The 20,777-nt window shown below is 64.7% G+C and carries 20 protein-coding genes; 12 read left to right on the forward strand and 8 right to left on the reverse strand.

Going from position 1 to position 20,777, the window contains the following annotated elements; genetic code table 11:
- Nucleotides 1-19 precede the first annotated feature (19 nt).
- The gene (locus tag MI302_RS07005) at nucleotides 20-1,111 is read right to left on the reverse strand and encodes an IS4 family transposase (RefSeq protein ID WP_014514485.1); all 1,092 of its coding nucleotides are present in this window, start codon (nucleotides 1,109-1,111) and stop codon (nucleotides 20-22) included.
- 51 nt (nucleotides 1,112-1,162) lie between these two features.
- On the reverse strand, nucleotides 1,163-1,456 hold the full coding sequence (locus tag MI302_RS07010) for a rhodanese-like domain-containing protein (protein ID WP_239725298.1): 294 nt from the start codon (nucleotides 1,454-1,456) through the stop codon (nucleotides 1,163-1,165).
- Nucleotides 1,457-1,591: 135 nt separating this feature from the next.
- On the opposite strand from MI302_RS07010, the gene carB reads away from it, so the two are divergent.
- From carB to MI302_RS07045, 7 genes are all read left to right on the forward strand, one after another.
- A complete protein-coding gene (gene carB / locus MI302_RS07015) occupies nucleotides 1,592-4,699 on the forward strand; it encodes a carbamoyl-phosphate synthase large subunit (RefSeq protein ID WP_239725299.1) in 3,108 nt (1,035 codons plus the stop codon).
- A 35-nt stretch (nucleotides 4,700-4,734) separates the two neighbouring features.
- The gene (locus tag MI302_RS07020; RefSeq protein WP_015717299.1) at nucleotides 4,735-5,064 is read left to right on the forward strand and encodes a cyclic-di-AMP receptor; all 330 of its coding nucleotides are present in this window, start codon (nucleotides 4,735-4,737) and stop codon (nucleotides 5,062-5,064) included.
- Between the two features lie 128 nt (nucleotides 5,065-5,192).
- Entirely contained in the window at nucleotides 5,193-5,957 is a 765-nt protein-coding gene (locus tag MI302_RS07025) for a tRNA (adenine-N1)-methyltransferase (protein WP_038044467.1), read from the forward strand.
- On the forward strand, nucleotides 5,942-7,492 hold the full coding sequence (locus MI302_RS07030; RefSeq protein WP_239725300.1) for an NFACT family protein: 1,551 nt from the start codon (nucleotides 5,942-5,944) through the stop codon (nucleotides 7,490-7,492). The genes MI302_RS07025 and MI302_RS07030 overlap by 16 nt, the downstream gene beginning before the upstream one ends.
- Nucleotides 7,493-7,515: 23 nt before the next feature.
- The gene (panD, locus tag MI302_RS07035; RefSeq protein ID WP_026328906.1) at nucleotides 7,516-7,866 is read left to right on the forward strand and encodes an aspartate 1-decarboxylase; all 351 of its coding nucleotides are present in this window, start codon (nucleotides 7,516-7,518) and stop codon (nucleotides 7,864-7,866) included.
- Nucleotides 7,863-8,711 (forward strand): menaquinone biosynthesis prenyltransferase MqnP, encoded by an 849-nt coding sequence (gene mqnP / locus MI302_RS07040; protein ID WP_015717303.1) that lies wholly within the window; start codon nucleotides 7,863-7,865, stop codon nucleotides 8,709-8,711. Before panD ends, mqnP begins: the two co-directional genes overlap by 4 nt.
- A gap of 410 nt (nucleotides 8,712-9,121) precedes the next feature.
- Entirely contained in the window at nucleotides 9,122-9,712 is a 591-nt protein-coding gene (locus tag MI302_RS07045) for a TIGR01440 family protein (RefSeq protein WP_015717304.1), read from the forward strand.
- Here the strand turns inward: MI302_RS07045 and MI302_RS07050 are convergent.
- On the reverse strand, nucleotides 9,675-10,733 hold the full coding sequence (locus MI302_RS07050; protein WP_126170638.1) for an alanine--glyoxylate aminotransferase family protein: 1,059 nt from the start codon (nucleotides 10,731-10,733) through the stop codon (nucleotides 9,675-9,677). The two genes, MI302_RS07045 and MI302_RS07050, sit on opposite strands and share 38 nt — an antisense overlap.
- Before the next feature lie 9 nt (nucleotides 10,734-10,742).
- Complete coding sequence (locus tag MI302_RS07055; RefSeq protein WP_239725301.1) at nucleotides 10,743-11,453, reverse strand: NADH-quinone oxidoreductase subunit B; 711 nt, start codon at nucleotides 11,451-11,453, stop codon at nucleotides 10,743-10,745.
- A gap of 120 nt (nucleotides 11,454-11,573) precedes the next feature.
- Here MI302_RS07055 and MI302_RS07060 point away from each other — a divergent pair, with 120 nt between their 5' ends.
- Entirely contained in the window at nucleotides 11,574-12,422 is an 849-nt protein-coding gene (locus MI302_RS07060; protein WP_019551106.1) for a hypothetical protein, read from the forward strand.
- On the opposite strand, the gene mscL is transcribed toward MI302_RS07060, so the two are convergent.
- The gene (mscL, locus tag MI302_RS07065) at nucleotides 12,376-12,756 is read right to left on the reverse strand and encodes a large conductance mechanosensitive channel protein MscL (RefSeq protein WP_239725302.1); all 381 of its coding nucleotides are present in this window, start codon (nucleotides 12,754-12,756) and stop codon (nucleotides 12,376-12,378) included. The two genes, MI302_RS07060 and mscL, sit on opposite strands and share 47 nt — an antisense overlap.
- 278 nt (nucleotides 12,757-13,034) lie before the next feature.
- On the opposite strand from mscL, the gene MI302_RS07070 reads away from it, so the two are divergent.
- From MI302_RS07070 to csaB, 4 genes are read left to right on the forward strand one after another with little or no spacing between them, the layout of a single operon-like run.
- Nucleotides 13,035-14,165 (forward strand): ABC transporter ATP-binding protein, encoded by a 1,131-nt coding sequence (locus MI302_RS07070; protein ID WP_126177485.1) that lies wholly within the window; start codon nucleotides 13,035-13,037, stop codon nucleotides 14,163-14,165.
- A gap of 50 nt (nucleotides 14,166-14,215) precedes the next feature.
- The gene (gene udk, locus MI302_RS07075) at nucleotides 14,216-14,854 is read left to right on the forward strand and encodes a uridine kinase (RefSeq protein ID WP_239725303.1); all 639 of its coding nucleotides are present in this window, start codon (nucleotides 14,216-14,218) and stop codon (nucleotides 14,852-14,854) included.
- Complete coding sequence (locus MI302_RS07080) at nucleotides 14,851-16,551, forward strand: DUF5693 family protein (protein ID WP_239725304.1); 1,701 nt, start codon at nucleotides 14,851-14,853, stop codon at nucleotides 16,549-16,551. The genes udk and MI302_RS07080 overlap by 4 nt, the downstream gene beginning before the upstream one ends.
- Nucleotides 16,536-17,540 carry a polysaccharide pyruvyl transferase CsaB gene (csaB, locus tag MI302_RS07085; protein ID WP_038069504.1) on the forward strand — a complete coding sequence of 335 codons (1,005 nt, stop codon included), beginning with the start codon at nucleotides 16,536-16,538 and terminating at the stop codon, nucleotides 17,538-17,540. Before MI302_RS07080 ends, csaB begins: the two co-directional genes overlap by 16 nt.
- On the opposite strand, the gene MI302_RS07090 is transcribed toward csaB, so the two are convergent.
- The 3 genes from MI302_RS07090 to gatA are packed head-to-tail and all read right to left on the reverse strand — an operon-like array spanning nucleotide 17,503 to nucleotide 20,772.
- On the reverse strand, nucleotides 17,503-18,612 hold the full coding sequence (locus MI302_RS07090) for a hypothetical protein (RefSeq protein ID WP_239725305.1): 1,110 nt from the start codon (nucleotides 18,610-18,612) through the stop codon (nucleotides 17,503-17,505). The two genes, csaB and MI302_RS07090, sit on opposite strands and share 38 nt — an antisense overlap.
- A 1-nt stretch (nucleotide 18,613) precedes the next feature.
- Nucleotides 18,614-19,357 (reverse strand): PolC-type DNA polymerase III, encoded by a 744-nt coding sequence (locus MI302_RS07095; protein ID WP_239725306.1) that lies wholly within the window; start codon nucleotides 19,355-19,357, stop codon nucleotides 18,614-18,616.
- Nucleotides 19,357-20,772, reverse strand: coding sequence for an Asp-tRNA(Asn)/Glu-tRNA(Gln) amidotransferase subunit GatA (gatA, locus tag MI302_RS07100; protein WP_239725307.1), 1,416 nt, complete (start codon nucleotides 20,770-20,772; stop codon nucleotides 19,357-19,359). The genes MI302_RS07095 and gatA overlap by 1 nt, the downstream gene beginning before the upstream one ends.
- Between the last annotated feature and the right edge of the window lie 5 nt (nucleotides 20,773-20,777).

A 20,777-nucleotide genomic window follows, 5' to 3' on the forward strand; every position in this document is an offset into this window, starting at 1 on the left:
TCAAGTCTGACCCGCCCTCCTATGTACACGTCAAAACCTCCATAGGGCATAACCCCAAGGGACTTCCGCGCCTTCCTCCCCCTGCACCCCAGAGGGCAAGCGCCCAAAGGGTGAGCAGGTCCAGCCCCGCCCGGAAGAGGCTCTGTCCCAGCCTCCCGTGCTTCTTGGGCCTCACCGGACGCACCCGGTGCAGCACAAGCCCCGTCCGAAACGCCCACACGAAGGCCAGGCTCAAGGGGACCAAAAGCCGCGAAAGCCTCTCCCCCCGCGTCACGTGCGTGGCCTCCAGGTCAAATCCCCGCCCCTTCAGGGCCCCAAAGAGCCGCTCTATCCCCCACCTGAGCCCGTACACCTCCAGCACCCGGTGAGGGTCCAGGTCCGTAGCCACAATCAGCCACTCCCGGACCCCAAGGCGCAACCCCACCACCCACATGCGCCGCCCGTAGACCCAGTACCGCCGCCTGGGCACCCGGCTCTCTCCCACCTTCAGGGAGGCAAAGAGCTCCCAGGCCCGAGGGCCCGAGCCCAACCGCCACATCCGGGTGTTGGCCTTGATTCGGATGCACCGGGGGATGCCCTTCTCCTCCAGGTACCGGAACCACGCCTCCCCTATGAACTCCCGATCCGCCAGGAACCCCTCCACCCGGAGGTGGGGGAAGTGGGCCCTCAGGAAAGCCAAGGCCCTCTCCATCAGGGCGATGCGTTCGGGGGTGGAGGAGTTGCCGTCGTGGGGAAGGAAGCTCCAGAACAGGGGGACGGCCAGGCCTTGGTACAGGAAGGCCAGCATCAGGAGGTTGACCTTGCTCTTCCCCAGCTCCCACTCGGTCCGGTCCATGACCAGGAGGAGCCCTTGGGGTCGGAGGAGGGCGAAGATGAAGCGGGCATAGCCCTCCCCGTCCAGCCCCGGCCAGGCCAAGAACCGCTGGAACCTTCGGTAGGCGGAGCGGGGGTCAGGGCTGGCTATGGAGCCGAGGGAAAGAGCGAGTCTGGGGCCGCTTGTGGTGCGGGCGGTGACCAGAGCCATCACCAGGGCGGCCAGGAAGGTGAGGCGCCTGAGGTCGGCCTTCCAGTATCGCTTCAAGGCGTTGATGAGTGGGGTAAGCTGTTCCATGGGGACCACCTCCTATGGGTACCTGCCCATCCACGTGGGCGCAGGTCCATCCTAAAGGGGTGGTCCCACGTTTTGACGTGTACTGAGCCCGCCCTCCAGGCTCATGGCCTCGTACCCTTCCGCCTCCAGATACAGGGCCGCCACCTGGCTGATGAGCCCCTTTTCGCACACCAAGAGCAAGGGAACCTTGGGCAGGTGGTGCTCCCCCGCCTGGATTTTCTCCAGGGGCACCCACTCCGCGGGAAAGGGCAAGGGGGTATGGCGCTTGTCCGCCGGGCGGACGTCCACCACCTTCACCCCCTGGTTCAGGAGGGCCGGGAGTTCCTCGGGTTTGACCCTGCGCATACCCTTGATTGTACCAGGCGAAGGCGGGACCTCTGCGCAAAGTTATGCAGTTAAGCCCGGGTACTTTGCATAAGAAGTGGCATTCTCCTTGGACAACCCGGGCCAAGTATGTTATCCTCGCCCATTGGGTACGCGATGCCGCCGAGAAGAGACCTCAAGAAAATCCTCATCATCGGTTCCGGCCCCATCACCATCGGCCAGGCTGCGGAGTTTGATTACTCGGGCACCCAGGCGGTGAAGGCCCTCAGGGGGGCAGGGTACGAGGCCATCCTGGTGAACTCCAACCCCGCCACCATCATGACCGATCCCGAGCTGGCCGAGCGCACCTACCTGGAGCCCCTCACCCTGGAATACCTGGAAAGGGTGATCGCCGAGGAGCGCCCGGATGCCCTTCTCCCCACCTTGGGGGGGCAGACCGCCTTGAACCTCTCCATGGCCCTTCACGAGGAAGGGGTACTTGCCCGCTACGGGGTGGAGCTCATCGGGGCCAAGGCCGAGGCCATCAAAAAGGGAGAGGACCGGGAGGAGTTCCAAAAGGCCATGCGCAAGATTGGCCTCGAGGTGCCTCGAGGCCAGATGGTGGGGAGCGTGGAGGAGGGCCTCCACTTCGCCCGCGAGGTGGGCTACCCGGTGGTGGTCCGCCCCTCCTTTACCCTGGGGGGCACCGGGGGCGGTATCGCCCGGAACGAGGCCGAGCTAAGGGAGGTCCTCGGCCGGGGCCTTCTCCTCTCCCCGGTGCACACCGCCTTGGTGGAGGAATCGGTTTTGGGCTGGAAGGAGTTTGAGCTGGAGGTGATGCGGGACCATGCGGACACCGTGGTCATCATCACCAGCATCGAAAACGTGGACCCCATGGGGGTCCACACCGGGGACTCCATCACCGTGGCCCCTGCTCAAACCCTCTCCGACGCGGAGTACCAACGGATGCGGGACGCCGCCAAGGCGGTGATCCGGGAGATCGGGGTAGACACCGGAGGTTCCAACATCCAGTTCGCCGTGGACCCCAAGACGGGCCGCCAGGTGGTCATCGAGATGAACCCCCGGGTCTCCCGTTCCAGCGCCCTCGCCTCCAAGGCCACGGGCTTCCCCATCGCCAAGATCGCGGCCCTTCTGGCGGTGGGCTACCGCCTGGACGAGCTTCCCAACGACATCACCCGCAAGACCCCGGCCTCCTTTGAGCCCACCATCGACTACGTGGTGGTGAAGATCCCCCGCTTCGCCTTTGAGAAGTTCAAGGACCTCCCCAACACCCTGGGGGAGCTTAAGGACGAGCTCGGCACCCAGATGAAGTCCGTGGGGGAGGTGATGGCCATCGGCCGCACCTTCAAGGAAGCCCTCATGAAGGCCCTGAGGGGTCTAGAACGGGACGTCAGGGCCCTGGCCCAGGTGCGCACGGAGGACCTGGAGAAGAAGCTCTACCCCAACCCCGACCGCATCTATGCGGTCATGGAGCTCCTGCGGCGGGGGATGCCCATAGAGGACCTGTACCAGGCCACCCGCATCGACCCGTGGTTCCTGTACCAGATACAGGAAATCGTCCAGGCCGAGGGGTGGCTCCAGCTTCATCCCCCCAAGGACCGGGAGGACTGGCGCTTCTATAAGGGCCTGGGGCTCACCGATGCCCGCATGGGCGAGCTCCTGGGCAAGGGGGAAAAGGAGGTCCGCCAGGAGCGGAAGGCCCTGGGGGTGGTGCCCGTGTACAAGACCGTGGACACCTGCGCCGCGGAGTTCGAGGCCTACACCCCCTACCACTACTCCACCTACGAGCTGGAGGACGAGGTCTGGCCCTCCAGCAAACCCAAGGTGGTGATCCTGGGCTCAGGGCCCATAAGGATCGGCCAGGGGGTGGAGTTCGACTACGCCACGGTGCATGCGGTCTGGGCCCTGAAGGAGGCGGGGTACGAGACCATCATGGTGAACTCCAACCCCGAAACGGTGTCCACCGATTACGACACCGCCGACCGCCTTTACTTTGAACCCCTGACCCTCGAGGATGTCCTGAACCTGGTGGAGCATGAGAAGCCCATCGGGGTCATCGCCACCCTGGGCGGCCAAACCCCCTTGAAGCTGGCCAAGGGCCTCGAGGAAGCCGGGGTAAAGCTCCTCGGCACTCCCTTCGCCGCCATCCACAAGGCGGAGGACCGCCACGAGTTCAACCGGCTCTGCCGGGAGCTGGGTATCCCTCAGCCTGAGGGCCGGGTGGCAGCCACCCCCGGGGAAGCCCTGGAGCTTGCCGAGGAAGTGGGCTACCCCCTCCTGGCCCGGCCCAGCTACGTCCTGGGGGGGCGGGCCATGCGGGTCCTCCAGAGCCGTGAGGAGCTAGAGCGCTACCTGGAGGAGGTCTACGAGCCCCTTCAGGACAAGCCCTCCATCCTCCTGGACCGGTACCTGGAAGGGGCCTTGGAGCTGGATGTGGACGCCCTTTCCGACGGGGAAGAGGTGATGATCGCCGGGGTGATGGAGCATGTGGAGCGGGCTGGAGTGCACTCGGGAGACTCCGCCACGGTGCTCCCCCCGGTGCACCTTTCCCCGGGTGCTCTGGACAAGGTCAGGGCCTACACCCGGAAGCTGGCCTTGGCCCTGGGGGTGAAGGGCCTTTTGAACGTGCAGTATGCCGTTTTGGGGGAGGAGGTGTACATCCTCGAGGCCAACCCCCGGGCAAGCCGCACCGTCCCCTTCGTTTCCAAAGCCATCGGGATACCCCTGGCCAAGCTGGCCGCCCTCATCGCCGTGGGGAAAACCCTGAGGGACCTGGGGATCCGGGACCTGGACCCCATACCCCCCTACTACGCGGTGAAAGAGGTGGTCATCCCCTGGCTCAAGTTCCCCGGGGTCATCCCGGTTTTGGGTCCCGAGATGCGCTCCACCGGGGAAAGCATGGGCCTGGACGAGGACCCTTACCTGGCCTACTACAAGGCAGAGCTGGGCGCAGGCCAGAGGCTTCCCCTAGAGGGGCGGGTGCGCTTCATCCAAGAAGGGCTTCCCCCCAAGGAAGCCCGTCGGCTGGAAGAACTCCGGCAAGTCTACCTCGAGGCGGGCTTTACCCTCTCCGAAGGGGAATATGACCTCCTCATCAGCCCTGTCCCCCACCCCGAGTTGAGGCGGGCGGTGGAAAAGGGCCTTCCCTTCATCACCACCTTAGAGGGTGCTTGGTGGAGCTTAAGGGCCATTCTGAAGGCCAGGGAAAAAGGCCCCGAGGCCAGAAGCCTACAGGAATGGCACGGCATCTTGCAGAAAGCCTGAGGGCAAGGAGGCCCAGCAGTGTACAATGAAGGCCAATGAAGCTCATCGTGGCCATCGTGCAGGATACCGACGCCCCCGGGCTCACCAAAGCCCTCTTGGAGCGGGGCTTGCAGTCCACCAAGCTGGCCTCCACTGGCGGCTTTCTGCGGGAGGGGAACACCACCTTGCTGATCGGGGTGGAGGACGAAAGGGTCCAAGAAGTGCTGGAGCTGATCCGGGAAAAATGCCGCACCCGCACCCGCCTGGTCACCCGGGGTTTTCCCCTTTCCGAGGCCCCCGACCCGTTCCTGGCCCAGCCGGTGGAGGTGCAGGTGGGCGGGGCCGTGGTCTTCGTCCTGCCGGTGGAAGGGTTTTTCAAGGTGTGAGGGGCTAGGCCCTGTGCCTTGGCCTGTGGGTATCCTTCGTACCCTTGCGGGATCCCACGGGGCTTCCAATCCCTGTGAGCTGGAGAGGGTCCTGGACTCCAGGGCCCTGACCCGCTAAAGTGTTTGGGATGGAAGGTGAGCTCTTTCTTCTTAAGGACGCCAAAGGCCGAGCCTTCCTGATTCACCTTAAGGAGGGTGGAGTCTTCCACCACCACCGGGGCACCGTGCCTCACGAGGAAATCCGCAAGGCCGGCCCGGGGGGAAGGGTGTGGACCCACCTGGGGGAGGAGCTTTCCGTCCACCACCCCACCCTGGAGGAGTACCTCCTCCACATGCGGCGTAGCGCCACCCCCACGTACCCCAAGGACGCCAGCGCCATGGTGACCCTTTTGGATCTGGCCCCGGGGATGCGGGTCCTCGAGGCGGGCACGGGCTCCGGGGGACTCACCCTCTTCCTGGCCCGGGCGGTGGGGCCCACGGGACTCGTGGAAAGCTACGAGAAACGGCCCCAGCACCTGGCCCAGGCGGAGGCCAATGTGAAGGCCTTCTGGCAGGTGGAAAACGTGCGCTTTCACCTGCAAAGCCTGGAGGAGGCCCAGTTGGAAAGGGAAAGCTTCCACGGGGTGGCCCTGGACCTCATGGAACCCTGGAAGGTCCTGGCCAAAGCCACGGAGGCTCTTAAGCCCGATCGTTTCCTGGTGGCCTACCTCCCCAACATCACCCAGGTGCTGGAGCTGGTACAGAGGGTAGAGGGCCTGCCCCTCAAGCTGGAGCGGGTCCTGGAAGTAGCCTGGCGGGAGTGGGAGATCCGGCTTCCCGTGGCTCATCCCCGGTTCCAGCAGGTGGGGCATACCGCCTTTTTGGTGGTCTTTAGAAAATGGAAGGATTGCTGATCCACGCCTTCCTGCGGGAGCTACGAAAGGAGCTTCCCGCTTTAAACCTGGGCCTGGCCTTTCCCGAGGAAGGCAGTCTGGCCATTCTCCTCAAGGGTCAATCGGGCCGCATCTTCAACCTGGTGGCCCGCTACCGCCCCCCGGCCCCCAGCCTGACCCTGGAGGAGGGAAGCCTCTTGGGAGAGCCCAAGACCCCTTTCCAGCGGCAGGTCCAGGCCCGGGTGAAGGGCCCCCTGCGGGAAGCGGAGCAGATCAAGCTGGACCGGGTGGTCCTCTTCCGCTTTGCCGGGGAAAAGGGGTTCGTGGATACCCCACCCGCCACCTTGGTCCTCGAGGCCACGGGGCGGAACGCCAACCTTATCCTTTTGGATGAAGAAGGGATGATCCTGGGGGTAGACCGCCCCATCACCCGCGAGGTGAACCGCTACCGCCAGGTAAAGCCCGGCCTGCTTTACGTGCCCCCACCCCCTTACGAGAAGCTGGATCCCAGGACCCTGACCCTGGAGGAACTCCGGGTCCTTCTGGGAAAACCCCTTAAGGAAGTGGTGCGCCATGTGGATGGGATAGGGCTGGAGCTCATGCGGGAGCTGGCCAAAAGGGCGGCCCTCACCCCGGAAACCCCCTTGGACGAGGCTGGCCTGGCCAGGGTTTTCCAGGCGCTAAAGGATCTTGTGGAGAATCCCGCCCTGGGCACCGCTCTTTCCCAGGAGCTCCGGGAAAAGTGGGCCGAGGAGGAGAAAGAAGCCTTGAGGAAGCCCCTCCTCGAGGCTCTAAAGCAGGAGCAGAAGACCCTTTCGGCAAGGCTTGCCGACTACCACCGGGCCCTCGAGCGCCTGGAGGAAGCGGAAAGCCTGCGGCAGAAAGCCGATCTCCTCCTGGCCCGGCTTAAGGAGGTACCCCGGGGTGCGGAAAAGGCGGTTCTGGAAGGGTTTGACGGCAAGCCGGTGGAGATCCCCTTGGACCCCACCCTATCCCCCCAGGAAAACGCCAGGAAGCTCTACGACCGGGCCCGCCGCCTGGAGGAGCTGGCGGAAAGGGCCCTAGAGCTCATCCCGCAAACGGAGGAGAAGCTAAAGGCTCTGGAGAGGGAGATGGAGCGGGTCAGGCAGGCGGACCTCCAGGAGCTTTTGGACCTTTCCCGAAAACCCAAGGAGGGGAAAGGACCCAGGCTTGGCCTGAGGTACACCTCCCCCTCGGGCTATCCCGTCCTGGTGGGCAGAAACGCCAAGGAAAACGACCTCCTCACCCGTATGGCCCACTCCGAGGACCTGTGGTTCCACGCCCAAGGGGTGCCGGGAAGCCACGTGATCCTTAAGGCGGAGGGAAAGAATCCCCCCCTGGACGACCTTCTCTTTGCCGCCAGGCTCGCCGCCTACTACTCCAAGGCCAGGGGGGAAAACCAGGTCCCCGTGGACTACACCCGCAAAAAGCACGTGTGGCGCCCCAGGAAGGCGGCACCCGGCCAGGTGCTCTACACCCATGCCAAGACCCTCTTCGTGGAGGGGACGCTTCCCAAAGAGGCATCGGAAGGGTAGACTTGGCCTTTGTGAAAAGGGTGATGTTCCACGCCAAGATCCACCGGGCTACGGTTACCCATGCGGACCTCCACTACGTGGGCTCGGTCACCGTGGACCAGGATCTTTTGGATGCCGCCGGCATCCTGCCCTACGAACAGGTGGACATCTACGACATCACCAACGGGGCCCGGCTCACCACCTACGCCCTACCCGGGGCGAGAGGATCAGGGGTGGTGCAGATCAACGGGGCCGCCGCCCATTTGGTGCGCCCAGGGGACCTGGTGATCCTGGTGGCCTACGGCATCTTTGAGGAGGAGGAGGCAAGGAACCTCAAACCCACCGTGGTCCTGGTGGACGAGACAAACCGGATCGTTGAGGTGCGACGGGGATGAGGCGGCTTCGGCTTTATCTAGACCTAATCCGCTTCGAGCACACCCTCTTCGCCCTTCCCTTTGCCTACGGGGGGATGCTTCTTGCGGCGGGGGGCTGGCCGGGCCTTCGCACCTTCCTCCTGGTCACCCTGGCCATGGTGGGGGCCCGGACCATGGCCATGGCCTTAAACCGCCTTATAGACTGGAAGATCGACGCCTTAAACCCCAGGACCCAGAACCGGCATCTGCCCAAAGGACTGGTCAAACCCTGGGAAACCCTTTTTTTGGCCCTGGTGGGCCTCCTCCTGTTGACCCTCGCCGGGCTATCCCTTAATCCCCTCACCGCCCGTCTCCTTCCGGTGGCGGTCTTCTTCCTCACCATCTACAGCTACACCAAGCGCTTCACCTGGCTTTGCCACTACGTGCTGGGCCTCACCATCGGGGCTGCCGCCGCAGGTGGCTGGATCGCCGTCACGGGAAGCTTCCACCCCACTGCCTACTGGCTCTGGGCAGGGGTGGGGCTTTGGATCGCCGGGTTCGACATCCTCTACGCCACGCAGGACTACACCTTCGACCGCGCTTACGGGGTAAAGAGCATCCCGGCCCGCTTCGGCATCCCCTTGGCCCTCTGGATTGCCCGGGCCACCCACCTTACCGCCTGGCTGGCCTTCCTCCTGGCTGGCCTTAGCTACGGGGCGGGAAGCCTCTACTTTTTGGGTCTCCTCTTGGTGGGAGGGCTCCTCTTCTACGAGCACCGCCTGGTGAGCCCCCAGGACCTAAGCCGGGTGGACCTGGCCTTTTTCCAGGCCAACGTGGGGGTGAGCCTGGGGATGTTCCTCTTTATCGTGCTGGATCTCTGGATGTGACGACTCCCCGGACTAAAGTCCGGGGCTTCTCGGGATTGCTCCCGAAGGCCCCGTCCAGGCCCAGAAAAACCTTGACTCCGTATCGGCAGGCGAGCGCAATGCTTCTGGCTCTGCCACGGGTGTTCGTTTGGAGTTTTACCCATCGGACTACCCGATGGAACCCCCTACTCCAAGTTTCAAGGTCCACGGGGAACTTTGTCCCCAAGAACATTGTACCAAATCCGTGTCCACCTGTGGTGGACGTGGGGGAGCTAAGCTCCCTTCGGTCGCATGTAGCTGCAAGGTACGCTGCAAGGTACGCTGCGCGTGACCGCGTGACCGCTGACCCATGTATCCCCGGTTTGAAAACCGGGGGATTATAGCTCCCCCACACCCCCACTTTTCTCTAAAATCGCAGTGGAGGCCAGGTCATGGAGGGCATCCGCAAGGCGGCGGAAAAAGCGATTTTGGAGTTTCTGGACCTCTTCCCCATGCCCAGGGGAAGCCTCTTCGTCCTGGGGGGGTCCACCAGCGAGGTCTTGGGGGAAAAGGTGGGAACGAAGCCCAGTCTCGAGGTGGCCGAAGCCATCCTCGAGGGGCTCCTTCCCCCTCTCCTCGAACGGGGGATATGGATAGCCGTCCAGGGATGCGAGCACCTGAACCGGGCCCTGGTGGTGGAAAGGGAGGCAGCCCGGACCTACAGCCTGGAGGAGGTCACCGTCTTCCCTCATCCCAAGGCGGGAGGGAGTCTGGCCACGGCCGCCTTTCTCCGCTTCCAGGACCCCGTGATGGTGGAATCCCTAAAGGCCCAAGCCCACGGGGGAATGGACATCGGGGGCGTTCTCATCGGCATGCACCTGCGGCCCGTGGCCGTACCCCTTAGGCTTTCCCTGCGCAGGATTGGCGAGGCAGTACTCATCGCCGCCAAAACCCGTCCCAAGTTGGTGGGCGGGGCCAGGGCGGTCTACACCCAGGAGGAGATGCTCAGGAAGCTGGAAGAATATCGGCAAAAGCTTCCCTGAAAAGGGCCGCCACCCCGAGGGCCTCGTAGCGGTTGTAATAACCCATAAGGGAAAGGCGGAATACCCTGCCCTTCAAGGGCCCCTGGCCCCCGGCGATCACCGCCTGCCTTCGGGCAAAGGCCTCCTTCACCTTCTGGTAGGAAACCCCTTCGGGCAGGTAAAAGGCGGCCACCGCCGGGCTTGGCACCTCGGGCACAGGGCTTAATCCCAGCTCCGCCCCAACCCGGTACAGAAGGTCGTTCTGCCAGGCCTTTAAGGCCAGGTGTTCGGGAAGCTTGGGCAACACCTCCTCCAGCACCGCCGCCACCGCTCCCACCAGGTTGATGGCCGGGGTCCAGGCGCTTTCCCCTTCCCTCTGGGCTTTGAGCTCCCGGGAGAGGTTCAGGTAGTAGCCCCGGGGGCGCAAACGTTCCAAGGCCCAAGGGCTTAGGGCCACAAAACCCAGCCCTGGGGGGCACATGAGGCCCTTCTGGCTACCGGAGGCCGCGGCGTCCACTCCCCAGGCCTCGAGGGCCACCTCCCGTACCAGCAAGCTGGTCACCATGTCGGCCCCCACCAGACCCTCGGGGTTGGCCTCCTTAAAGGCTCTTGCCAGGGCGGGCAGGTCCACCATGGCCCCGGTGGAGGTCTCCGAGTGAACCAGCAGTAGCCCTTGGTAACCGGGCCTTGCCACCTGGTCCGGGCTCGGTACCTGCCCGTAAGGGAGCTCCAGCCGGTCCACCTCGAGGCCCCCGCTTTCCGCAATCTCGGCGAAGCGCTCGGAGAACTTGCCGTAGACCGGTACCAAAACCCTTTCCCCTGGGACGAAGAGATTCCACACCAGGGCCTCCATGGCCAGGGTGCCGCTTCCCGTGAGGATGAGCACCTCGCCCTGGGTGCGGAAGGCTTCCCGAAGAAGGCTTCGGGCCTTGAGGAAAAGCGCCCTGGCGGGCTCAGTCCGGTGGTGAAGTTGAGGGCGGGAAAGAGCCTCTAGCGCCTTGGGATGAAGCCGCACAGGACCCGGAGTGAGGAGCCAGTCCATGGCAAGAGCTTAGCGCAAAACCCCCCCTACCAGCCGCTGGGTCATGCGGCCCACCAAAAGCATCAAGCCGTGGAGGATGGCTCGAGGCCTCGGCGGATCCCCAGGCACGTACACGTCCACAGGTACCACTTGGTCCACGCCGGACAGAACCTGGGGACTTCCCACAAACACCCCACCCGAAATGGCCTCGTTCCCCACAGCCACCACCCCCTTGGCCTCGGGCATGGCCTCGTAGGTGCGGCTTAGCGCCTCGGCCATGTTGGGGGTCACGGGGCCGGTGACCAGAAGGGCGTCCGCGTGCCGGGGCGAAGCCACCACCTGGAACCCAAAGCGGCCCATGTCGTTAAAAGGATTGCCAAGAAGGGCGATCTCCGAGTCGGCAATGCCTGTGTCCCCGGCGCTCACCTCGCGAAAGGCCAGGGTGGGTAGGCGAAGCTCTGTCCGAGGGGAAGGGGGAGGGCCTGGGTCCAGAAACCCTCCCCTGTCCAGGTCCACCCGCTGGACCAGGTCCTCCTTACGGGTCACGGCCACCTCCAGGGACCTCATCTCCCCCACGGCCTCCGGGTATGCCAGGGCACACCGCCCACATCCCACGCACCGGGCCAGGTCCAGCTGGAAAACCCCGCCCTCCTCCCGGAAGGCCCCGCTCGGGCAGAGGCGGAGGAGGTGGGCCCGGGCCTTGAAGAACTCCGCCTTGTAGCGGTGGAGGGTGCTAGGCATACTTCTTCCTTTGGCTATATGCATATAGCCACATACTTCCAACCTTAGGCCTCTTCGCCCCCCTGTCAACATCCCCACGTGGTATCATGTCCCGCCGGCGGCCCCTTTATGCCAGAGCCCATGTTTCGCCTCCGCTACCGAAGCCCAGGGCAGGAAACCCTCCTGCTTCCCCTGCCCCAAAGCCTTCCCGGGCAGAAAGTGGGGGACCTCTTCCTCTCCCGGCGGCCCGAGGAGGTGTACGAGGCCCAGGGGAACCTCCTGGCCCGCTTTTCCCTCTCCGAGGGGGAGATCCTCGAGGTGCGCTTCCCCTTGAAGACCGAACCCCTGAAGCACCTCCCCCCCTGGGGGAAAACCCTCCTCTTTGAACCCCCGGAGGCCTGGCCCGGCATCCTGGCCCACAAGGGACACAAGGTAGAAAGGGCCTTTGGCTTTCTCCTCTCCGGCCAACCCCACGCCTGGTACCTGGTGGACGGGCTTCCCCTGGATCCCCTTCTCTACCAAACCCTCCAGGAAAACCCCACCCACCTCCTCCCCTTGGGGGTAGCCCCCGAGCCCCACCTCTACCTGGGGGGGCACGAGGGGAAAAGACTTCTCCTTTTAAGAACCCCCTGGCCAGGAGGGGAGGAACCCCTGTGGCAAGAGCTCCACCCCCTGGGGTTCCAACCCCTGCCCTTCCTTCGGGGCCTGGCCTTCGCCAGCCTGGGGGTTTCCGCCCTGGGCCTGGCCACCGGTCCTTGGTTCTACCTTCCCTACCTGGGGGCGCTGATCCTGCAGCAGGGGCCTGCCCTCAAAAAGCTTTTCCTGCGCACCCCGCGCCACGTTTTGGAAAGCCTGTTCTTCCACGCCTTCGCCCTTTCCGTAACGGTAAACCCCAGGCCGGAGCTCGGCCTGGGGTACCTGGCGCTCTTCCTCTGGAACCGGCTTAGGCCTTCCGCCGCAACTCCGAAAGAATCTCCCGAAGAAGCTTGACCTCCTCTGATGGCTCGGGAGGAGGGGGTGGGGCCGTCTCCTCCGCCTTCTTGCGCCGCTTTTCAATCTCCTGCATGGGCACCACGATCAAGAAGTAGATGGCCACCCCCACCACCAGGAAGTTCACCACGGTGTTGATAAACTTCCCCAAGGCGATGGGCCCCAGCTTGATGGCGGAAAAATCCGGCGCCCCTCCCAAAGCCCCGATCAAGGGGGTGAGGATATCCGCCACCAAGGAGTTCACCACCTGGCCGAAGGCCCCACCGATGACCACGGCCACCGCCAGGTCCACCACGTTGCCCCGCATGATGAAATCTCTAAAACCCTTCAACATACGTACCTCCTTGCACGCTCCCTAACGCCAAACCCGGTCCGAGTTCCTGGACCGACGGCCACCCTACCCGCTCCCTTTGAAAATCTTGTGAAAAGAACCCTCGCCTGAAAGGCCAACCCCGCCCTTCTCCTGCCTTCCAGACCTGGCCCGCTTTGGGAAAGACCCTCACCGAAGGGAGAAGCCCAGGCGGTATATAATGCCCCCGAACCCCCGATGGGCCAAGGTCAGCCCGAAGGGCTGCCTTGCGGGCTCAAAGCGCGGGGCCTAGGAGGTAAAGCATGGCCAAGGTTAGGCTGGAGCACGTTTGGAAGCGCTTCGGCAAGGTAGTGGCGGTCAAGGACTTCAACCTGGAAACCGAGGACGGGGAGTTCGTGGTCTTCGTGGGGCCTTCGGGCTGCGGCAAGACCACCACCCTGCGCATGATCGCTGGCCTCGAGGAAATCTCCGAGGGCCGCATCTACATCGGTGACCGCCTGGTGAACGACGTTCCTCCCAAGGACCGGGATATCGCCATGGTCTTCCAGAACTACGCCCTTTACCCCCACATGAACGTCTATGAGAACATGGCCTTCGGCCTGCGCTTAAGGCGCTACCCCAAGGACGAGATTGACCGCCGGGTGAAGGAAGCCGCCCGCATCCTCAAGATTGAACACCTTCTAAACCGCAAGCCCCGGGAGCTTTCTGGCGGCCAGCGCCAGCGGGTGGCCATGGGCCGGGCCATCGTGCGGGAACCCAAGGTCTTCCTCATGGACGAGCCCCTTTCCAACCTGGATGCCAAGCTCCGGGTGGAGATGCGGGCAGAGATCGCCAAGCTGCAAAGGCGGCTTGGGGTCACCACCATCTACGTGACCCACGACCAGGTGGAGGCCATGACCCTGGGCCACCGCATCGTGGTCATGAAGGATGGGGAGATCCAGCAGGTGGACACTCCCCTAAACCTCTACGACTTCCCCGCCAACCGGTTCGTGGCGGGCTTCATCGGTAGCCCCTCCATGAACTTCATCCGCGCCCAGGTGGAGGTACAGGGGGAGAAGGTTTACCTGGTGGCCCCAGGCTTCCGGGTGCGGACCAACCCGGTCCTGGCCCAAGCGGTGCGTCCCTATGCGGGTAAGGAGGTCTGGATGGGTATCCGCCCAGAGCACCTGGGCCTTAAGGGGTACACGGCGATCCCGGAGGAGGAAAACGTGCTAAGGGGCGAGGTGGAAGTAGCCGAGCCCTTGGGGGCAGAAACCGAGATCCATGTGAGCGTAGACGGCACGGTGTTGGTGGCCAAGGTGGACGGCCACGCTCCGGTGAAGCCCGGGGATAGGGTGGAGCTTCTGGCCGACACCTCCCGCCTCCATGCCTTTGACGTGGAAAGCGACCAGACCATCGGCCACGCCCAGGAACGGGAAGCGGTGGCCCGCTAGGAATAGGCCTTTGGGCGGGGGATGCCCTCCCCCGCCCTTATCATGGAGGGGTGAGCCGGCGGGATAAGCCCTTCATCATAGGCATCGCTGGGGGAAGCGCCAGCGGCAAAACCACCCTGGCCCGCTCCCTGGCCAAGGCCTTGGGGGAACGGGTGGCCCTGCTCCCCATGGACCACTACTACCGGGATCTTTCCCACGTGGCCTTCCCGGAGCGCCTCCAAGCCAACTACGACCACCCGGAGGCCTTTGACCTTCCCCTCTATCTTGAGCACGTGCACACCCTTCTTTCCGGGCAGGCGGTGGAAATGCCCCTTTACGACTTCCGGGCCTATACCCGAAGCCCGAAGACGGAAAGGGTCCTGCCCGCTCCCGTCGTCATCCTCGAGGGCATCCTGGTCCTCTACCCCGAACCCCTAAGGGCCCTTATGGACCTCAAGGTCTTCGTGGATGCGGACGCCGACGAGCGTTTCATCCGGCGGTTGGAGCGGGACGTCCAGGAACGAGGACGTAGCCTGGTAAGCGTGGTGCGCCAGTACTTGGAAAAGGTAAAACCCATGCACCTGGCCTTCGTGGAACCCACCAAGCGGCATGCGGACGTGATCCTGCCCGGTGGCGGGCAGAACCCGGTAGCCTTGGAGATGCTCAAGGCCAAGGCCTTGGCCCGCCTGGCGGAGATGGGGGTAGCATGAAAAGGTTCCTCCACCTTCTCCTCCTCCTGGCCCTGGTGCCCTCCCTCCTGGCCCTTCCACCCCGCCTGCGGGCGGAGCGGCCAGGTCCCGTGGTGCTCCTCCTGGATGCGGAAGCCCTGCAGGAGGAAGCCCAAAGCCAAGGGAAAAGCCTTCTAGAGGTGCTGGAGTCCTACCGCCCCCTGGGGGTCAGAGGGGTGGCCTTCCCGGAACGGCTTGTGAAGGACTGGGTGGGGCAAGGGGAACTTCTTTACCGGAGCGGGAGGGAGCTTTTGGAAGCGGGGCTACCCGCCAAACCCAACTGGTACTACCTCCGGGGCAACCGGGAGCTTCTGGAGCTCTTACAGGCGGCCTATGACCTTCCCCACGAATGGGTGGGTCCTTGGCTGGGCTTCCCCCTGGATGTCCAGGCCTTCCCTGCCTTTTATCCCTTGGAGGAGGTCCGGGCTGCCAAGGAAGCTGGGTTTTTCGTGGCGGTCCGCCCCATCAACCAGCGTTACCGCCGCCTGGATGCTTCCCTGCCCATCGTTCCCAAGGAAGCGGACGCCGTGGTCTTCGCTGGCCTCGAGGCCCTGGGCTACCCCTACCGCCTGGAGGAAGCCCAAGAGCGGGTCCCGGTACCCGTGGCCCTCATTGAGGGCACGCCCCAGCCCGGGCTTGCCGCCTACCGGGAAAAGGGCATCCTGAGGCTTTTCAGCCTACGCTACGAGTGGCAGCTCACCCTGACCCCCGAGGAAGCCGCCGACAAGTACGTTTTGGCCGCCAGGGAACGGGGGCACCAGCTCCTTTACTTAAGGCCCTACCCCTACCGGCAGGACACGGAGCGCCTCCTAGCGCGGATCCAGGAGGGGCTCGCGGCTAGCGGCATCCCCCTGGGTCACCCCAAGCCCCGGGAGTTCACGCCAAGCCCCCTCCGCCTGGCCGCCTGGGTGGGGGTGGTATCGGGGCTAGGGCTTTTGGCCCTGGGGCTATCCGTGTACGGGCCGGGGGTGGCCTTCCTCCTTCTTCTCCTGGCCCTGGGGTATGCGGGAAGCCAGGCGGGAGCCCTTCTAGCTGCTTTGGTCTTCCCCGTGCTGGGCTTTTTGGGTCCCCGGAATGGCCTTTGGATGTGGCTTCGCACCCTGGGCTACGCCCTGGCCGGGACGGTTTTCCTCTCGGCCCTGGGCTCCACCCCGGAGACCATCCTGGGGCTTCAGGCCTTCAAGGGCGTTTCCCTCACCCTCCTGGTGCCTCCCCTCCTGGTGGCCCTCAGCTTCCTGGACAGGAACTACAAGGAAACCCTGACCCGGCTTTTCCTGCATCCCCTGCGCCTGGGGGAGGTGGCCCTGGCAGGGATGGCCCTCGCCCTTCTCCTGTTGGCTCTCCTGCGCCGGGGCAACGAGGCCCCCTTGGTCCCGGACCTGGAGCTAAAGCTTAGGAGCCTCCTCCAGGACCTCATGGTGCGCCCCCGCTTCAAGGAGGTCTTCGGCCACGCCCTCTTCCCCCTGGCCCTCCTCCTTCCCTGGCCGAGGTGGGTGCAAAACAGCATGCTCTTCCTTGCCGCCCTCGGGGTGGCCTCCATCCTGAACACCTTCAGCCACTTCCACACCCCCCTTCCTATCTCCTTCTTCAGGGTGGTGAACGGGGCGCTTTTGGGCGTTTCCCTCGGGCTTCTCGGGGTTATGCTGGTAAGGAGGCTTCGGGCATGGTGGTTGGAGTAGCGGGGTACTACGGGTTTAAAAACGCCGGGGACGAGGCCATCCTCGAGGCCATCGCCCGGGAGCTGAAAGCCCGGGGGCACCAGGTTCTCGCCCTTTCCGGCGATCCCAAACAGACCGCCAAGGAGCACGGGATCCGGGCCGCCCATCGCCTAAACCCCTTGGCTCTTCTCCAGGCGGACCTCTGGCTTCTGGGGGGCGGAGGGCTTTTGCAGGACGCCACCAGCTCCCTAAGCCTTCTTTACTACCTGTCCGTGCTCCGGACTGCCCGCTTCTTCCGCAAGAGGGTGGTGGTATTCAACCAGTCCCTCGGCCCCCTCACCCCCTGGGGGGAAAAGCAGGTGAAACGGGCCTTGCGGGGCGTGCCCATAATCCTTCGCGACCAGGATTCCTGGGAATACGCCAAGAACCTCGGCCTTTCCCCCGCCTTGGGTGCCGACCCTGCCCTCCTCCTCACCCCGCCCCCTGTAAAGCGGGAAGAGGACCTGGTTCTCGTCATTCCTCGGGCTGGGGTGGACCAGGAAGCCCTCACCAACCTCTACATCACCGCCAACCACCTGGTGCACGAGGGAAGAAGGGTGCTGGTCCTCCTCCTCCAACCCGGATACGACGACGAGGTCATCGAGATCTTCCGCCTGCACCGGGTGGAGAAGACCGCCGATCCCAGGCGGGTCCTCTACCTGGCCGCCCAGGCGGGTTACGTGATCTCCATGCGGCTTCACGGGCTGATTCTGGCGGCGGCGGCGGGCACCCCCTTCGCCGCCCTCTCCTACGACCCCAAGGTGGCCGCCTTCGCCAAGGAAACCGGGGCCTACTACCAGGAGCTCCCCGGCGACCCCATCAAGCTTTCCAAGGCCGCCATGTATGGCCGCTACCCCGACTGGGAAAAGGTGGCGGCCCTAAAGGAAAGGGCCCGGCAGAGCTTTGACCTGGCCCTGGGGGAAGCCAGCCTGGTCAAAAAGACCCACGGACGCGGTTCAAGCGGCCCCTAAGCCCCTGGGCAAAGGCCTCCAGGTCCCGAAGGGCCTCCTCCACCTCCTGCCGGAGGAGGAACTCCCCCGGGGAGAGGCGCTTGAGCACGAGGAAGGGAGGCTGGGAAAGCACCTCCACCCCCTGGCGCACCACCTCGGGGATGAGGCCTTCCTCCACGGCCTCCGCCTCCAGATCCGCCAGCAAAAACACCTCCCCCATGGACTTGCGGGAAAGCAAAAGGAGGAAGGCAGCGAAGGCCCCGCGCTCGGAAAGCTCGGCCACCAGCCGGTCCTCCAGGGACTCCACCGCCTCGATGTCCACAAAACCTTCCCGAAGAAGGTCCTCCAGGTCCAAAGGCGAAAGGGGAAAGCGGGCCTTAAGGCGCACCAGGCGGCTCACCGCCTCCGGGGACAGGTATCCCACTCCCTCCGGCACCCCTTCCTTGTGGGATTCCGGCGCCAGGATAACCACGTACGCCCCTTGCTGGCGGTAGGACTTGAGCAGGCTGGGCTCCCCTTCCCCCGGACGCAGCAGCACCAGAAGCACTTGGCGGCGCCCCAAGGGGGCTTTGTACACCCACGGCGGGCCGCCTTCCAGGAGAAAGCCAAGCCGCCTCAAGTCCTCGGTAACCCCAGGGGGCTCCAAGGTCCTTTGCGGCTCGTTGGGGAAAAGCACCTCCTTGGGATAGGGTGTCACCCGCACCCGCCGCTTCTCCGGCCTGGGATCCCCTGCCTCCTTGGATTCCCTCCCGGAAGCAGCCGGCCTCGCCTCCCGCCTCTCGGGCTGGGCAGGTTCCCTGGACTCCGCCTGCCCAAGCCGGGGGAGGCCCCTAGGGGTGGCCTTAAGCTCCACTTCCTCCCCGCGGAAGTGGAGAAGGATGGTCTCGTTCACGGCAAGGCGGCGCTTTTGATAGTAGGGCAGAAGCCCCCGCGCCACCCCCTGTTTCCAGTCCACCTCCACCTCGTACACCTCCCCATCCTCGTCCACGAAGCGCACCCGCTCCTTGCCGAGGAGATGCTGGCGGAGGGAGACGGTTAAGGTCATGGTTCCCGTTTGGATACAGGTGCTGGTCAGCACATAGCGTGCGGTCATATCACCTCCCGAGGTCCACCAAGGGACGGGGAATCCCTGAAGTGAGCATATAATACACCTCGTAGGCCACGGCAAGGGTACGCTCCACATCCCCAAGGGCCCGGTGGGCTTCCCTGGGAGGAAGCTCCAGGACCTGGGAAAGAGCGTCCAGGCCGTAGCGCCTGAGGCCAGGCATGGCCCTTTTGGCCAGGCGGAGGGTGTCCACCACCGGGTTCTCCAGGGAATAGCCCATGCCCTCCAGGGCAGGCCGCAGAAACCCCAGGTCAAAGCTGGCGTTTTGGATCATCAAGGTGGCACCCCGCAAGAGGGGGTAGGCCTTCTCCAGAACCTCCTCGAGGGAAGGAGCCTCCTCCAGCTCCCAAGCGCGAATCCCCGTAAGCCTCTCGATAAAGGGGCTGGGAGGGCGGCTTGGGCGCACCAGGCTCTGAAAGCTCCTGCGCTCTCCCTGCTCCAGCCGCACCAAGCCCACTTCGATCACCTCGTTGAGGCCGGGGGAAAGCCCGGTGGTCTCCAGGTCCAAGACCACCACCGCCTCCCCGGAATAGGGGAAAGGGTAGTGCCACTCCCAAAGCCCCACCTCCTCCCCCAAGCGGAAGCGCCCGTCCAAGAGGGGCCGCACCACGGGCTCCACCGGACCCCTTAGCCCCAGGGCCTCCCCCAGGGCGGGAAGGGGCAAGGGCCTGCCCTCGGCCCTAAGCCTTCGGGCCAGGCGGGTGGCCAGGCGGTGGCGAAAGAAAGCCTCCACTACAAAGCCTCGCCCAAAGGGGTACGAAGGAAAACCCGGTCGGTAGCCTCCTCAAAAGCCAAGGCCGCCTGCAGGAGGAGTTCATCCCCCGCCCAGGGAGCGAAAAGCTGAAGGCCAACAGGAAGGCCATCCTCAAAGCCGGCTGGGAAGGATAGAGCGGGAAGGCCCGCCAGGTTAGCCCCCACGGTGTAGAGGTCCTCCCGGTACATGGCCAGGGGATCGGGCCTGCCTCCCAGGAGAAAGGCAGGATGGGGGGTGGTGGGGAGGAGGAGGAGGTCCACCTCCTGAAAAAGGGCTTGGGCCTCCGCCTTAAGCCGCCTGCGGAAGGCCTGGGCCCGGCCGTAGTAGGCCTCGTAGTACCCACTGGAAAGCACAAAGGTGCCCACCAGGATGCGGCGCTTCACCTCGAGGCCAAATCGGGCCCGCGTCTCCTCCAGCACCCGCCACAGCTCCTCCCCTTCGGCCCGATAGCCGAAAAGGGTCCCGTCGTAACGGGCCAGGTTGGAACTGGCCTCGGCGGGGGCCAGGATGTAGTAGGCGTTTAAGGCCAGGGGCAGGGAAGGCCAGGAGACCTCCTTCACCTGAAGGCCAAGCCCCCGGAAAACCTCCAAGGCCTGCCGCAAAGCCCCCTCCACCCCGGGGCTATTCCCGGAAAGGGCCTCCCGCACCACCCCAAGCCGCAAGGAGGGCAAGGGCTCCGCCAGGGCCTCCTGAAACCGGGGCTTCAGGTTCAGGCTGGTGGCGTCCAGGGGATCGGGACCGGAGATGGCGTCCATGACCAGGGCGAGATCCCGCACCGAGCGGGCCATGGGGCCGATCTGGTCCAGGCTCGAGGCGTAGGCGATAAGGCCATAGCGGCTTACCCGGCCATAGGTGGGTTTAAGGCCATAGATCCCGCAGAAGGCTGCAGGCTGGCGCACGCTTCCCCCGGTATCCGACCCCAAGGCCAAAGACGCCAGATCCGCCGCCACTGCCACCGCGCTTCCCCCGCTGGACCCCCCGGGCACCCGGGTGGGGTCAAAGGGATTCCGGCTGGGGAAAAAGGCGGAGTGCTCGGTGGAGGAACCCATCCCAAACTCGTCCAGGTTGGTCTTGCCTATGACCAGGGCGCCAAGGGCCTTTAGCCGGGCCACCGCCGTGGCCTCGTAAGGGGGCAGGAAACCCTGCAGAAGCCGGCTTCCCGCCGTGGTAGGGATTCCCTTGGTGACGATGTTGTCCTTAACGGCCACGACAAGCCCCGCAAGGGGAAGGGAAGGATCCAGGGAACGGGCCTCCTCCAGCACCCCCTCGTTTACCGTGAGGAAGGCTCCAAGGCCTGGGTCCAAGGAGCGGATCCGCTCCAGGTAAACCTGGGCCACCTCCAGGGGAGATACCTCCCCTTGCGCCACCTTGGCGCGGATCTCGTGGGCCAACATGCCCC

Source organism: Thermus sp. NEB1569 (assembly GCF_022385295.1).
GTDB classification, from domain to species: Bacteria; Deinococcota; Deinococci; order Deinococcales; family Thermaceae; genus Thermus; species Thermus scotoductus.

Coding starts and splice junctions, on each gene's coding strand:
- MI302_RS07050 (WP_126170638.1), bottom strand. CDS start 10,733: ATGGACTGGCTCCTCACTCCGGGTCCTGTGCGGCTTCATCCCAAGGCG.
- MI302_RS07055 (WP_239725301.1), bottom strand. CDS start 11,453: ATGCCTAGCACCCTCCACCGCTACAAGGCGGAGTTCTTCAAGGCCCGG.
- MI302_RS07030 (WP_239725300.1), top strand. CDS start 5,942: ATGGAAGGATTGCTGATCCACGCCTTCCTGCGGGAGCTACGAAAGGAG.
- MI302_RS07080 (WP_239725304.1), top strand. CDS start 14,851: ATGAAAAGGTTCCTCCACCTTCTCCTCCTCCTGGCCCTGGTGCCCTCC.
- carB (WP_239725299.1), top strand. CDS start 1,592: ATGCCGCCGAGAAGAGACCTCAAGAAAATCCTCATCATCGGTTCCGGC.
- mqnP (WP_015717303.1), top strand. CDS start 7,863: ATGAGGCGGCTTCGGCTTTATCTAGACCTAATCCGCTTCGAGCACACC.
- MI302_RS07045 (WP_015717304.1), top strand. CDS start 9,122: ATGGAGGGCATCCGCAAGGCGGCGGAAAAAGCGATTTTGGAGTTTCTG.
- MI302_RS07070 (WP_126177485.1), top strand. CDS start 13,035: ATGGCCAAGGTTAGGCTGGAGCACGTTTGGAAGCGCTTCGGCAAGGTA.
- MI302_RS07010 (WP_239725298.1), bottom strand. CDS start 1,456: ATGCGCAGGGTCAAACCCGAGGAACTCCCGGCCCTCCTGAACCAGGGG.
- csaB (WP_038069504.1), top strand. CDS start 16,536: ATGGTGGTTGGAGTAGCGGGGTACTACGGGTTTAAAAACGCCGGGGAC.
- MI302_RS07090 (WP_239725305.1), bottom strand. CDS start 18,612: ATGACCGCACGCTATGTGCTGACCAGCACCTGTATCCAAACGGGAACC.
- panD (WP_026328906.1), top strand. CDS start 7,516: ATGTTCCACGCCAAGATCCACCGGGCTACGGTTACCCATGCGGACCTC.
- mscL (WP_239725302.1), bottom strand. CDS start 12,756: ATGTTGAAGGGTTTTAGAGATTTCATCATGCGGGGCAACGTGGTGGAC.
- MI302_RS07060 (WP_019551106.1), top strand. CDS start 11,574: ATGTTTCGCCTCCGCTACCGAAGCCCAGGGCAGGAAACCCTCCTGCTT.
- MI302_RS07020 (WP_015717299.1), top strand. CDS start 4,735: ATGAAGCTCATCGTGGCCATCGTGCAGGATACCGACGCCCCCGGGCTC.
- MI302_RS07005 (WP_014514485.1), bottom strand. CDS start 1,111: ATGGAACAGCTTACCCCACTCATCAACGCCTTGAAGCGATACTGGAAG.
- MI302_RS07025 (WP_038044467.1), top strand. CDS start 5,193: ATGGAAGGTGAGCTCTTTCTTCTTAAGGACGCCAAAGGCCGAGCCTTC.
- gatA (WP_239725307.1), bottom strand. CDS start 20,772: ATGTTGGCCCACGAGATCCGCGCCAAGGTGGCGCAAGGGGAGGTATCT.